Source organism: Enterobacter cloacae complex sp. 402C9 (assembly GCF_050030745.1).
Taxonomy (GTDB): domain Bacteria; phylum Pseudomonadota; class Gammaproteobacteria; order Enterobacterales; family Enterobacteriaceae; genus Enterobacter; species Enterobacter intestinihominis.
On record NZ_JBLGUW010000001.1, the window covers coordinates 847,556 to 860,717 of the forward strand.

13 protein-coding genes are annotated in these 13,162 nt (G+C 53.0%); all 13 read left to right on the top strand.

Translation table 11 applies throughout. The annotated features are described in order from the left end of the window. Positions 1-14: 14 nt before the first annotated feature. The 13 genes from pyrH to rnhB all read left to right on the top strand — a co-directional run bounded on the left by pyrH (position 15) and on the right by rnhB (position 13,124). Entirely contained in the window at positions 15-740 is a 726-nt protein-coding gene (gene pyrH / locus ACQG1K_RS03975) for a UMP kinase (protein WP_008501910.1), read from the top strand. Positions 741-907: 167 nt separating this feature from the next. Next, positions 908-1,465, top strand: coding sequence for a ribosome recycling factor (gene frr / locus ACQG1K_RS03980; RefSeq protein WP_003856180.1), 558 nt, complete (start codon positions 908-910; stop codon positions 1,463-1,465). Positions 1,466-1,557: 92 nt separating this feature from the next. Then, positions 1,558-2,757 carry a 1-deoxy-D-xylulose-5-phosphate reductoisomerase gene (gene ispC, locus ACQG1K_RS03985; protein ID WP_023299367.1) on the top strand — a complete coding sequence of 400 codons (1,200 nt, stop codon included), beginning with the start codon at positions 1,558-1,560 and terminating at the stop codon, positions 2,755-2,757. Positions 2,758-2,942: 185 nt separating this feature from the next. Further along, the gene (gene ispU, locus ACQG1K_RS03990; RefSeq protein ID WP_003856176.1) at positions 2,943-3,701 is read left to right on the top strand and encodes a (2E,6E)-farnesyl-diphosphate-specific ditrans,polycis-undecaprenyl-diphosphate synthase; all 759 of its coding nucleotides are present in this window, start codon (positions 2,943-2,945) and stop codon (positions 3,699-3,701) included. Between the two features lie 12 nt (positions 3,702-3,713). Next, complete coding sequence (gene cdsA / locus ACQG1K_RS03995) at positions 3,714-4,571, top strand: phosphatidate cytidylyltransferase (protein ID WP_023299368.1); 858 nt, start codon at positions 3,714-3,716, stop codon at positions 4,569-4,571. An 11-nt stretch (positions 4,572-4,582) separates the two neighbouring features. Beyond that, the gene (gene rseP, locus ACQG1K_RS04000; RefSeq protein ID WP_022647108.1) at positions 4,583-5,935 is read left to right on the top strand and encodes a sigma E protease regulator RseP; all 1,353 of its coding nucleotides are present in this window, start codon (positions 4,583-4,585) and stop codon (positions 5,933-5,935) included. 31 nt (positions 5,936-5,966) lie between these two features. Continuing rightward, entirely contained in the window at positions 5,967-8,384 is a 2,418-nt protein-coding gene (gene bamA / locus ACQG1K_RS04005; RefSeq protein WP_022647109.1) for an outer membrane protein assembly factor BamA, read from the top strand. Positions 8,385-8,507: 123 nt separating this feature from the next. Then, positions 8,508-9,002, top strand: coding sequence for a molecular chaperone Skp (gene skp / locus ACQG1K_RS04010; RefSeq protein ID WP_006810039.1), 495 nt, complete (start codon positions 8,508-8,510; stop codon positions 9,000-9,002). Between the two features lie 3 nt (positions 9,003-9,005). Then, on the top strand, positions 9,006-10,031 hold the full coding sequence (gene lpxD / locus ACQG1K_RS04015) for a UDP-3-O-(3-hydroxymyristoyl)glucosamine N-acyltransferase (RefSeq protein WP_038415377.1): 1,026 nt from the start codon (positions 9,006-9,008) through the stop codon (positions 10,029-10,031). 104 nt (positions 10,032-10,135) lie between these two features. Then, positions 10,136-10,591, top strand: a complete 456-nt coding sequence (gene fabZ, locus ACQG1K_RS04020; RefSeq protein ID WP_003856165.1) for a 3-hydroxyacyl-ACP dehydratase FabZ — start codon at positions 10,136-10,138, stop codon at positions 10,589-10,591. A gap of 3 nt (positions 10,592-10,594) precedes the next feature. Further along, entirely contained in the window at positions 10,595-11,383 is a 789-nt protein-coding gene (gene lpxA, locus ACQG1K_RS04025) for an acyl-ACP--UDP-N-acetylglucosamine O-acyltransferase (protein WP_367074793.1), read from the top strand. Continuing rightward, complete coding sequence (lpxB, locus tag ACQG1K_RS04030) at positions 11,383-12,531, top strand: lipid-A-disaccharide synthase (RefSeq protein ID WP_126314621.1); 1,149 nt, start codon at positions 11,383-11,385, stop codon at positions 12,529-12,531. Before lpxA ends, lpxB begins: the two co-directional genes overlap by 1 nt. Beyond that, positions 12,528-13,124 (top strand): ribonuclease HII, encoded by a 597-nt coding sequence (gene rnhB / locus ACQG1K_RS04035; RefSeq protein WP_023305468.1) that lies wholly within the window; start codon positions 12,528-12,530, stop codon positions 13,122-13,124. The genes lpxB and rnhB overlap by 4 nt, the downstream gene beginning before the upstream one ends. The last annotated feature ends 38 nt before the right edge of the window (positions 13,125-13,162 follow it).

The following is a 13,162-nucleotide window of genomic DNA, read 5'->3' on the forward strand; positions in this document are numbered from 1 at the left end:
CTCAGGAAAGAAACATGGCTACCAATGCAAAACCCGTGTACAAACGCATTCTGCTTAAGCTGAGTGGCGAAGCGCTGCAAGGATCGGAAGGCTTCGGTATTGACGCAAGCATCCTTGATCGCATGGCACAGGAAATCAAAGAACTGGTCGAACTGGGTATTCAGGTTGGCGTGGTCATTGGCGGTGGCAACCTTTTCCGTGGTGCTGGTCTGGCGAAAGCGGGGATGAACCGCGTAGTGGGCGACCACATGGGGATGCTGGCAACCGTGATGAATGGCCTGGCGATGCGTGATGCGCTTCATCGCGCCTATGTGAACGCTCGCCTGATGTCCGCTATTCCTTTGAATGGCGTATGCGATAACTACAGCTGGGCAGAGGCTATCAGCCTGCTGCGCAACAACCGCGTGGTGATCCTCTCCGCCGGTACGGGTAACCCGTTCTTTACCACCGATTCCGCAGCCTGCCTGCGCGGTATCGAAATCGAAGCCGATGTGGTGCTGAAAGCGACCAAAGTAGATGGCGTGTTTACTGCCGACCCGGCAAAAGATCCTTCCGCGACCATGTACGATCAGCTGAGCTACAGCGAAGTGCTGGATAAAGAGCTGAAAGTGATGGATCTTGCCGCCTTCACGCTTGCTCGCGACCATAAACTGCCGATCCGTGTTTTCAACATGAACAAGCCTGGCGCGCTGCGTCGCGTCGTGATGGGCGAAAAAGAAGGCACTTTGATCACGGAATAATTTCCGTCGGCGATAAATACAGGTAAGATTCCGCTTTACTTTGTAGTGGTATCTTACCTGGACGCGCCTTTGGCGCTGTCATGAATTAAACGCGACTATACTTAGCACACCTGTAGCGCTGTGCTGGCGGATAGTCTGCCTGAGACAAGTTTTCAAGGATTCGTATCGTGATTAACGACATCAGAAAAGATGCTGAAGTACGCATGGACAAATGCGTAGAAGCGTTCAAAAACCAAATCAGCAAAATCCGTACTGGCCGTGCTTCCCCAAGCCTGCTGGATGGCATCATCGTAGAATACTACGGTACGCCTACGCCACTGCGTCAGTTGGCGAGCGTGACGGTAGAAGATACCCGTACCCTGAAAATCAACGTGTTCGATCGCTCAATGAGCCCGGCCGTTGAAAAAGCGATCATGGCATCTGACCTGGGTCTGAACCCAAGCTCAGCGGGCGCGGATATTCGCGTTCCACTGCCTCCGCTGACGGAAGAGCGTCGTAAAGACCTGATCAAAGTCGTACGTGGTGAAGCAGAGCAGGGTCGCGTTTCCGTGCGTAACGTGCGTCGCGATGCGAACGATAAAGTGAAAGCCCTGCTGAAAGAAAAAGAGATCAGCGAAGATGACGATCGTCGTTCTCAGGACGACATTCAGAAAATGACCGACGCGGCGATCAAGAAAATTGATGCGGCGCTGGCAGAAAAAGAAGCGGAACTGATGCAGTTCTGATTTTCGCTATACACTGATAAACGCCGTTCAGAAGGACATTGAGTCTTGCTGGCGGCGTTTTGCTTTTATCTGGTCTAACTTTTGGGCATCTCATGAAGCATCTCACTCTCCTCGGCTCGACCGGCTCTATCGGTTGCAGCACTCTCGACGTCGTACGTCATAATCCCGACAGCTACACCGTGACCGCACTTGTGGCCGGAAAGAACGTGCAGCGAATGGTCGAACAGTGCATGGAGTTTACCCCTCGTTTTGCGGTGATGGATGATGAAGAGAGCGCCCGCCAGGTGAAAGCGCTGTTGCAGGAGAAGGGCTGTCGTACCGAAGTGCTCAGCGGGCAACAGGCGGCTTGCGATATGGCCTCGCTTGATGAAGTTGATCAGGTAATGGCGGCAATCGTCGGGGCGGCGGGTCTTCTGCCGACGCTTGCCGCTATTGATGCGGGAAAAGATGTTCTGCTTGCAAATAAAGAGTCGCTGGTCACCTGCGGACGCCTTTTTATGGAGGCGGTAAAACAGCGTGGGGCGCGTCTTTTGCCGGTCGATAGCGAGCACAACGCGATTTTTCAGAGTTTACCCCAACCTTTTCAACAAAACCTGGGGTACGCTGACCTGGAGCAGAATGGCGTTGTGTCGATTCTGCTTACCGGGTCTGGTGGCCCGTTCCGTGAAACGCCACTGTCTGAATTGAGCGCAATGACGCCGGATCAGGCGTGTCGTCATCCGAATTGGTCAATGGGGCGTAAGATCTCCGTCGATTCGGCCACCATGATGAATAAAGGTCTGGAATACATTGAAGCTCGCTGGCTGTTCAATGCGTCGGCGAAACAGATGGAAGTGCTGATCCACCCGCAGTCGGTGATTCACTCGATGGTGCGCTATCAGGACGGCAGCGTGCTGGCCCAGTTGGGCGAGCCGGATATGCGTACGCCTATTGCTCATACGATGGCGTGGCCAAACCGCGTAAAATCGGGCGTTAAGCCTCTCGATTTTTGCAAGCTGAGTTCACTGACGTTTAGCGAGCCTGATTACGACCGTTATCCCTGCCTGAAACTGGCGATGACGGCCTTCGATCAGGGGCAGGCGGCGACAACGGCGCTTAATGCAGCCAATGAAGTGACCGTTGAAGCATTCCTGAATCAGCAGATCCGCTTTACTGATATAGCCGCGTTGAATTTATCCGTGCTGGAGATGATGGATTTGCGTGAGCCGCAGAGTGTGGAAGAGGTGCTGGCCGTGGATGAACAGGCACGTATTGTTGCGCGTAAACAGGTGACACGTCTCGCAAGCTGGTGATAAAGCAAGCACTAGTCGTCGTGCTATTTGTTAGCGTTGGGCTTCAGTGATATAGTCTGCGCCACCTGATCGCAGGTATTTGGCTTTAAGTGGTCAGGTAAGCCGTGGTATGACACGGCTTTTTTATGTATAGGCTTCAGTATTCCTGTGTACCGTTAAATCCTTTCAGGGACTAAAAACGCGTTATGTTGTCTGCGAATCAACCAATAAGCGAAAACTTGCCAGCACATGGCTGTCGCCATGTTGCAATCATCATGGATGGCAATGGCCGCTGGGCGAAAAGACAAGGGAAGATACGAGCCTTTGGGCATAAAGCCGGGGCGAAATCTGTTCGCCGCGCCGTTTCTTTTGCCGCCAATAACGGCATTGATGCGTTAACGCTCTATGCTTTTAGCAGTGAAAACTGGAATCGACCTGCGCAAGAAGTGACTGCGTTGATGGAACTGTTCGTGTGGGCGCTCGATAGTGAAGTAAAAAGCCTGCACCGCCACAACGTCCGCTTGCGTATTATTGGCGAAACCAGTCGTTTTAACTCACGTTTGCAGGAACGGATTCGCAAAGCTGAAGCGCTGACGGAAAACAATACCGGCCTGACGCTCAATATCGCGGCGAATTACGGCGGACGCTGGGATATTATCCAGGGGGTTCGGCATTTGGCTGAGCAGGTTCAGGAAGGGCTGTTAAGACCCGACCAGATTGATGAAGAGGCGCTGAGTCAGCAAATCTGCATGAATGAACTGGCTCCCGTGGATTTGGTTATAAGGACAGGGGGGGAGCATCGCATAAGTAACTTTTTGCTGTGGCAAATTGCCTACGCTGAACTTTACTTTACGGATGTTCTTTGGCCAGATTTTGATGAACAAGACTTTGAAGGTGCGCTGCATGCCTTTGCCAATCGAGAGCGTCGTTTCGGCGGCACCGAGCCTGGTGGCGATAACGCCTGATGGGGGTAGCTTTTGCTGAAGTATCGCCTGATTTCCGCTTTTGTATTAATACCCGTCGTTATCGCAGCGCTGTTTTTACTGCCTCCGGTGGGATTCGCTATTGTTACGTTGGTGGTGTGTATGCTCGCCGCGTGGGAATGGGGGCAGCTTAGCGGCTTTACCTCGCGCACTCAGCGGGTATGGCTGGCGGTACTCTGTGGTTTTTTACTGGCCCTGATGCTGTATACCTTGCCTGAATATCATCACGATGTTCACCAGCCGCTGGTTGCCGGATCCTTATGGATATCGCTGGCCTGGTGGATTGCTGCGCTTGTTTTAGTGCTTTTCTACCCGGGCTCTGCGGCGATCTGGCGTAACTCTAAAGTGTTGCGCCTTATTTTTGGTCTGCTCACGATTGTTCCGTTCTTCTGGGGTATGGTTGCGCTGCGCGCCTGGCACTATGACGAAAACCACTACAGCGGCGCAATATGGCTGCTTTATGTGATGATTCTCGTCTGGGGGGCTGACTCCGGAGCCTATATGTTTGGTAAACTGTTTGGCAAACATAAACTGGCGCCAAAGGTTTCTCCGGGCAAAACCTGGCAAGGCTTCATCGGCGGCCTGTTTACGGCAGCGATTATCTCCTGGGGCTATGGCGTCTGGGCGAATCTTGAGGTTGCCCCCTCCACGCTGCTGATATGTTCGATTTTCGCGGCGCTGGCATCGGTGCTGGGTGATTTAACCGAGAGCATGTTTAAGCGTGAAGCAGGGATTAAGGACAGTGGTCACCTGATTCCAGGACATGGCGGAATACTGGATCGCATTGACAGCCTTACCGCGGCTGTTCCCGTATTTGCTTGCCTGCTTTTACTGGTGTTTGGGACGATATAACGGAAGGTTTTATGCTGAGCATTCTCTGGAATCTGGCGGCGTTCATTGTTGCATTGGGTGTACTGATTACCGTGCATGAATTTGGCCATTTCTGGGTTGCCCGGCGCTGTGGTGTGCGGGTAGAGCGATTCTCGATTGGCTTTGGCAAATCGCTCTGGAAGCGCACCGATAAGCATGGCACCGAGTTTGTCATTGCTCTGATCCCCCTGGGCGGCTATGTCAAAATGCTCGACGAACGCGTTGAGCCTGTCGCCCCGGAACTTCGACATAGCGCGTTCAACAATAAAACTGTTGGCCAACGTGCTGCCATCATCGCTGCCGGACCGGTAGCCAATTTCATCTTCGCTATCTTCGCCTACTGGCTGGTGTTTATTATCGGCGTGCCTGGCGTACGCCCGGTTGTGGGTGAGATCACCACGGGTTCCATTGCGGCAACGGCGCAAATTACACCGGGAATGGAACTTAAAGCGATTGATGGTATCGAAACCCCTGATTGGGATGCCGTGAGGTTACAACTGGTTGCGAAAATCGGTGATGAGCAGACAACCGTCAGCGTATCGCCTTTTGGTTCCGACCAGCGGCAGGAAAAAGTGCTGGATTTACGCCACTGGCGCTTTGAGCCAGACAAAGAGGATCCAGTCGCTACACTGGGGATTCGCCCGCGCAGCGCGCAGATCGAGCCGGTGTTAGCCGAAGTGCAGTCTAATTCGGCAGCGAGTAAAGCAGGTTTACAAGCGGGTGACAGGATCGTTAAAGTCGATGGTCAGCCATTAACACAATGGATGACCTTTGTTACTCTGGTGCGCGATAATCCAGGCAAGCCGCTCGCGCTGGAAGTGGAAAGGCAGGGGAGTTCGCTCTCACTGACCCTCACCCCGGATACCAAATCGGGCGGCGGTAAGGCGGAAGGGTTTGCCGGCGTTGTGCCGAAAGTGATCCCACTGCCAGATGAGTACAAGACAATACGCCAGTATGGGCCGTTTAGCGCCATCGTTGAGGCCACGGATAAAACATGGCAGCTGATGAAGCTTACGGTCAACATGTTGGGGAAATTGATAACCGGTGATGTGAAACTGAACAACCTCAGTGGGCCAATTTCGATTGCTCAGGGGGCTGGGATGTCAGCGGAGTTCGGGGTGATTTACTATCTCATGTTCCTTGCGCTGATTAGCGTGAACCTGGGGATAATCAACCTGTTCCCGCTTCCCGTATTAGATGGGGGCCATCTGCTGTTTTTAGCGATTGAAAAGCTAAAAGGCGGACCGGTATCCGAGCGAGTTCAAGACTTTAGTTATCGCATTGGCTCGATTTTGCTGGTGCTGTTAATGGGGCTTGCACTTTTCAATGATTTCTCTCGGTTGTAAGAGAGTTAGTTAGGAAGAACGCATAATAACGATGGCGATGAAAAAGTTGCTCATAGCGTCGCTGCTGTTTAGCAGCGCGACCGTATACGGTGCTGACGGGTTCGTAGTGAAAGATATTCATTTCGAAGGCCTTCAGCGTGTCGCCGTTGGTGCGGCCCTCCTCAGTATGCCTGTGCGCCCCGGCGATACGGTTAATGATGAAGATATCAGTAACACCATCCGTGCTCTGTTTGCCACTGGCAACTTTGAGGACGTCCGCGTCCTGCGCGATGGTGATACGCTGGTGGTTCAGGTAAAAGAACGTCCAACGATTGCCAGCATCACTTTCTCCGGCAACAAGTCGGTGAAAGATGACATGCTCAAGCAGAACCTTGAGGCATCGGGTGTTCGTGTGGGGGAATCTCTGGACCGCACAACCCTTGCAGACATTGAAAAAGGTCTGGAAGATTTCTATTACAGCGTCGGTAAATACAGCGCGAGCGTTAAAGCGGTTGTTACACCGCTGCCACGTAACCGTGTTGACCTGAAACTGGTCTTCCAGGAAGGTGTTTCTGCGAAGATCCAGCAGATCAACATCGTGGGTAACCACGCGTTCAGCACCGACGAATTGATCTCCAACTTCCAGCTGCGTGACGAAGTGCCGTGGTGGAACGTGGTAGGCGATCGTAAATACCAGAAACAGAAACTGGCGGGTGACCTTGAAACCCTGCGCAGCTACTATCTGGATCGCGGTTACGCCCGTTTCAACATCGATTCAACTCAGGTGAGTCTGACTCCGGACAAGAAAGGTATCTACATTACCGTTAACATCACAGAAGGCGATAAATACACGCTTTCAGGTGTTGAAGTCAGCGGCAACCTGGCAGGACATTCTGCTGAAATTGAATCTCTGACCAAAATTCAGCCGGGCGATCTGTATAGCGGATCTAAAGTCACCAAAATGGAAGACAGCATTAAGAAGCTGCTCGGCCGTTATGGTTATGCGTATCCGCGTGTGCAAACGCAGCCGGAAATTAACGACGCGGATAAGACTGTTAAGCTTCACGTTAACGTTGATGCGGGCAACCGTTTCTACGTGCGTAAAATCCGCTTCGAAGGTAACGATACCTCTAAAGACTCCGTTCTGCGCCGTGAAATGCGCCAGATGGAAGGGGCATGGCTGGGAAGCGATCTGGTCGACCAGGGTAAAGAGCGTCTGAACCGTCTGGGCTACTTCGAAACGGTCGATACCGATACTCAGCGTGTACCAGGTCGTCCGGATCAGGTGGATGTTGTTTATAAAGTTAAAGAACGTAATACCGGTAGTTTCAACTTCGGTATTGGTTACGGTACTGAAAGTGGCGTGAGCTTCCAGGTCGGCGTTCAGCAGGATAACTGGCTGGGTACGGGTTACTCTGTCGGTATCAACGGGACGAAAAACGACTACCAGACCTACTCTGAGTTCTCCGTTACCAACCCATACTTCACCGTGGACGGTGTAAGCCTGGGTGGTCGTATCTTCTATAACGACTTTAAAGCGGACGACGCGGACCTCTCCTCGTATACCAACAAGAGTTACGGTCTGGATGGTACGCTCGGCTTCCCGGTTAACGAATACAACACCCTGCGTGCAGGTTTAGGGTACGTGCATAACGACCTGTCTAACATGCAACCGCAGGTGGCGATGTGGCGTTACCTGGACTCCATCGGTCAGTCTGCAAGTACGTCCAGCGATGACAACGGTTTCGCCGCGGATGACTTCACCTTCAACTACGGTTGGACCTACAACCGTCTTGACCGTGGCTACTTCCCGACGGAAGGTTCACGCGTTAACCTGAACGGTAAGGTGACGATCCCGGGATCGGATAACGAGTTCTACAAGGTCACGCTGGATACGGCGTCCTACTTCCCAATTGATGACGACCACAAGTGGGTCGTACTGGGTCGTACCCGCTGGGGCTATGGTGACGGTATCGGAAGCAAAGAGCTGCCGTTCTATGAGAACTTCTACGCCGGTGGTTCAAGCACCGTTCGTGGCTTCCAGTCCAATAACATTGGTCCGAAAGCGGTTTACTACGGCGGTAATGACGAAGATAACTGCGCAAGCCGCGATTCAAAACAAGTCTGTAGCTCTGATGATGCGGTAGGCGGTAACGCCATGGCCGTGGCGAGCCTCGAGTTCATCACGCCGACGCCGTTTATCAGTGATAAGTACGCGAACTCTGTCCGTACCTCCTTCTTTATGGATGCAGGTACGGTGTGGGATACCAACTGGGAGAATACCGCCCAGATGCGTGCAGCGGGCGTTCCGGACTACAGCGATCCGGGCAACATTCGCATGTCCGCAGGTATCGCATTACAATGGATGTCACCGCTGGGGCCGTTGGTCTTCTCCTACGCCCAGCCGTTCAAGAAATACGATGGAGACAAAGCGGAGCAGTTCCAGTTTAACATTGGTAAAACCTGGTAATAATCCGCTGCAATGGAATGCGTTGGCAGTGTAGCGCTGACAACCGGCGATCGGTAAAACGGTCGCCTTGCCACGCAAAGAACGGCACCCCTCGGGTGCCAATGGGATGGTAAGGAGTTAATTGTGAAAAAGTGGTTATTAGCTGCAGGTCTCGGTTTAGCGATGGCAACTTCTGCTCAGGCAGCGGACAAAATTGCAATCGTCAACATGGGTAATTTGTTCCAGCAGGTTGCACAGAAAACGGGCGTTTCTGCAACGCTGGAAAACGAATTCAAAGGCCGTGCGAGCGAACTGCAACGTATGGAAGGTGATCTTCAGTCCAAGATGCAGCGTTTACAGCGTGATGGTTCTACCATGAAAGCGAGCGAGCGCAGCAAACTGGAAAAAGATGTCATGTCTCAGCGCCAGACCTTCTCTCAGAAAGCGCAGGCTTTCGAGCAGGATCGTCAGCGTCGTTCTAACGAAGAGCGTGGCAAGCTGGTGACGCGTATTCAGTCTGCCGTTAAAGCAGTAGCAGCCGATCAGAGCATCGATCTGGTTGTTGATGCGAACGCCGTTGCATTCAACAGCAGCGATGTTAAAGACATCACCGCTGATGTTCTGAAACAGGTTAAATAAGTAATGCCTTCAATTCGACTGGCTGATTTAGCTCAGCAGTTGGATGCAGAATTACACGGTGATGGCGATATCGTCATCACCGCTGTTGCGTCCATGCAATCTGCTAAAGCAGGCACTATTACCTTCATGGTAAGCCCTAAGTACCGTGAACACCTGGCTCAGTGCCAGGCGTCTGCCGTTGTTCTGACGCAGGACGATCTTCCGTTTGCCACTAACGCTGCACTGGTAGTGAAAAATCCCTACCTGACCTATGCACGCATGGCCCAAATTCTTGATACCACGCCGCAGCCGGCGCAGAACATTGCAGCCAGCGCTGCGATTGATTCAACGGCTCAGCTGGGTAACAACGTGGCAGTCGGCGCAAACGCCGTTATCGAATCCGGCGTTGTGCTGGGTGATAACGTGGTGATTGGGCCAGGCTGCTTTGTTGGAAAAAATACGAAAATTGGCGCAGGGACTCGTCTGTGGGCCAATGTTTCTGTCTACCATGAGGTTGAGATTGGCGAGAATTGCCTCGTACAGTCCAGCACGGTGATTGGTTCTGACGGATTCGGTTACGCCAACGATCGGGGTAACTGGGTTAAGATCCCGCAGCTGGGTCGCGTGATTATCGGCGATCGCGTTGAGATCGGCGCTTGCACAACCATTGACCGTGGTGCACTTGACGACACCATTATTGGTAACGGTGTTATCATAGACAACCAGTGCCAGATTGCACATAACGTTGTGATTGGCGACAATACCGCAGTTGCGGGTGGTGTTATCATGGCAGGCAGCCTGAAAATAGGCCGTTACTGCATGATAGGCGGTGCCAGCGTGATCAATGGCCATATGGAAATATGCGACAAAGTCACGGTGACGGGGATGGGTATGGTGATGCGTCCCATCACTGAGCCCGGCGTTTATTCCTCCGGTATCCCGCTGCAACCGAACAAGGTATGGCGTAAAACAGCTGCACTGGTGATGAATATTGATGATATGAGCAAGCGACTCAAAGCGATTGAGCGCAAAATCGATCAACAAGACTAAGCGTTCATCCGTTTAACGCTAAATTTCCCGGCCTGTCGGCTTTGTTTATAAACCGGCAGGCCGTGTTATTATTGCTACTTAGTACATTTGACAGGAAGAGTATTTTGACTACTGACACTCATACTCTGCATATTGAAGAGATTTTAGAACTTCTGCCGCACCGCTACCCGTTTTTACTGGTAGACCGTGTGCTGGATTTTGAAGAAGGTCGTTTTCTGCGCGCAGTGAAAAATGTCTCCGTTAACGAGCCGTTCTTCCAGGGGCACTTCCCTGGTAAACCTATCTTCCCGGGTGTGTTGATCCTGGAAGCGATGGCACAGGCTACCGGTATTCTGGCGTTTAAAAGCGTAGGTAAACTGGAGCCGGGTGAACTCTATTACTTCGCGGGTATCGATGAAGCGCGCTTCAAGCGTCCGGTCGTGCCTGGTGATCAAATGATCATGGAAGTCACTTTTGAAAAAACGCGTCGCGGCCTGACTCGCTTCAAAGGCGTAGCTATGGTTGACGGCAAAGTTGTTTGCGAAGCGACAATGATGTGTGCGCGTAGCCGGGAGGCCTGATACGTGATTGATAAATCCGCCTTTATTCATCCTACCGCCATTGTGGAAACGGGTGCCATCATTGGCGCAAACGTCCACATTGGCCCGTTTTGTATTGTTGGACCCCATGTCGAAATTGGTGAGGGTACAGTACTGAAATCTCACGTTGTCGTGAATGGTCATACCACCATTGGCTGCAACAATGAGATCTATCAGTTCGCCTCCATCGGCGAAGTTAACCAGGATCTTAAGTATGCTGGCGAACCGACCCGCGTGGAAATCGGCGATCGTAACCGCATTCGCGAAAGCGTCACCATTCATCGTGGTACAACGCAAGGCGGTGGATTGACGAAGGTGGGCAGCGACAACCTGTTTATGGTTAATGCGCATATTGCGCACGACTGTACCGTGGGTAGCCGCTGTATTCTCGCCAACAACGCAACGCTGGCGGGGCACGTATCGGTCGATGATTTCGCAATTATTGGCGGCATGACCGCAGTCCATCAGTTCTGCATCATCGGTGCACACGTGATGGTCGGCGGATGCTCCGGTGTGGCGCAGGACGTCCCACCGTTTGTGATTGCGCAGGGCAACCATGCCACGCCGTTTGGCGTGAACATTGAAGGCCTTAAGCGTCGTGGCTTTAGCCGCGAAGCGATTACCGCGATCCGCAACGCGTACAAATTGCTGTACCGTAGCGGTAAAACGCTGGAAGAGGCGAAGCCGGAAATTGCCGAGCTGGCGAATAAGCACCCTGAAGTGAAAACGTTCAGGGAATTCTTTGAACGTTCAACCCGTGGTCTGATTCGTTAATGGTCGACAGTCGTCCGCTTACTATCGCCCTGGTCGCCGGAGAAACCTCCGGCGATATTCTTGGTGCAGGTCTTATCCGCGCGCTTAAAGCCCGTGTACCCAATGCCCGCTTTGTGGGCGTGGCTGGGCCGCTGATGCAGGCCGAAGGCTGTGAAGCCTGGTATGAAATGGAAGAGCTGGCTGTGATGGGCATCGTCGAGGTGCTGGGCCGCCTGCGTCGCCTGCTGCATATTCGCGCCGATCTTACCCGCCGCTTTACCGACCTCAAGCCCGATGTCTTTGTCGGCATTGATGCACCTGATTTCAATATTACCCTTGAAGGGAACCTGAAAAAGCAGGGGATCAAAACTATCCATTACGTCAGCCCGTCCGTGTGGGCGTGGCGACAGAAACGCGTTTTCAAAATCGGACGGTCCACCAATCTGGTGCTGGCTTTTCTGCCTTTCGAAAAAGCGTTTTACGACAGGTTTAATGTCCCGTGCCGTTTTATCGGTCATACCATGGCGGATGCCATGCCGCTGGACCCTGATAAAAATGCGGCGCGTGACGAACTGGGCATCCCGCATGATGTGCACTGTCTGGCGCTGCTGCCAGGGAGCCGGGGTGCGGAAGTTGAAATGCTAAGTGCCGATTTCCTGAAAACGGCGCAAATTCTCCGCAAGACGTACCCAGACCTTGAAGTGGTCGTGCCGCTGGTGAATGCCAAACGCCGCGAGCAGTTTGAGCGTATCAAAGCCGAGGTTGCCGCGGATCTTCACGTCCGCCTGCTGGACGGGAAAGGGCGGCAAGCCATGTTTGCGAGCGATGCCGCACTGCTGGCTTCCGGCACGGCTGCGCTGGAGTGTATGCTGGCAAAATGCCCAATGGTGGTCGGTTATCGCATGAAACCGTTTACCTTCTGGCTGGCAAAACGTCTGGTAAAAACAGACTACGTATCCCTGCCAAACCTGCTTGCAGGTCGCGAGCTGGTGAAAGAACTCTTGCAGGATGAATGCCAGCCGCAGGCACTGGCTGATGCATTACTGCCGCTGCTGGCCAACGGTAAAACCAGCCACCAGATGCATGATACTTTCCGTGAACTGCATCAACTGATCCGCTGTAATGCTGATGAGCAGGCGGCCGATGCGGTGCTGGAGTTAGCACAATGATGGAATTTATTTATCCCCATACCCACCTCGTTGCCGGTGTGGATGAAGTCGGTCGTGGTCCGTTAGTGGGTGCCGTTGTGACCGCGGCGGTGATCCTCGATCCAGCCCGCCCGATCCCTGGCCTGAACGACTCGAAAAAACTGAGCGAAAAGCGCCGCCTGGCGCTGTTCGATGAAATTAAAGAGAAGGCGCTGGCCTGGAGTCTCGGGCGCGCAGAGCCGGATGAGATCGACGATCTGAACATTCTGCACGCCACCATGCTGGCGATGCAGCGTGCCGTTGCGGGCCTGAAGATTGTGCCTGAGTATGTGCTGATCGACGGTAACCGTTGCCCGACGCTGCCGATGCCTTCAATGGCTGTTGTTAAAGGCGATAGCCGCGTCGCGGAAATCAGTGCGGCGTCAATCATTGCCAAAGTGACGCGCGATGCCGAAATGGCCGCGCTGGACCTCACTTATCCCGCGTATGGTTTCGCCCAGCACAAGGGATATCCAACGGCTTTCCATCTGGAAAAGCTGGCTGAACATGGCGCAACTGAACATCATCGGCGCAGCTTTGGCCCGGTGAAACGCGCGCTGGGACTGGTGTCCTGAATCAAGACGCAAGCAATTAAGTAACGCGGGATCTGAAG

What these genes read in the sequence shown, in the direction of transcription:
- ispC (WP_023299367.1), top strand. Translation starts at nt 1,558, where the DNA reads ATGAAGCATCTCACTCTCCTCGGCTCGACCGGCTCTATCGGTTGCAGC.
- lpxB (WP_126314621.1), top strand. Translation starts at nt 11,383, where the DNA reads ATGGTCGACAGTCGTCCGCTTACTATCGCCCTGGTCGCCGGAGAAACC.
- ispU (WP_003856176.1), top strand. Translation starts at nt 2,943, where the DNA reads ATGTTGTCTGCGAATCAACCAATAAGCGAAAACTTGCCAGCACATGGC.
- rseP (WP_022647108.1), top strand. Translation starts at nt 4,583, where the DNA reads ATGCTGAGCATTCTCTGGAATCTGGCGGCGTTCATTGTTGCATTGGGT.
- rnhB (WP_023305468.1), top strand. Translation starts at nt 12,528, where the DNA reads ATGATGGAATTTATTTATCCCCATACCCACCTCGTTGCCGGTGTGGAT.
- pyrH (WP_008501910.1), top strand. Translation starts at nt 15, where the DNA reads ATGGCTACCAATGCAAAACCCGTGTACAAACGCATTCTGCTTAAGCTG.
- bamA (WP_022647109.1), top strand. Translation starts at nt 5,967, where the DNA reads ATGGCGATGAAAAAGTTGCTCATAGCGTCGCTGCTGTTTAGCAGCGCG.
- lpxD (WP_038415377.1), top strand. Translation starts at nt 9,006, where the DNA reads ATGCCTTCAATTCGACTGGCTGATTTAGCTCAGCAGTTGGATGCAGAA.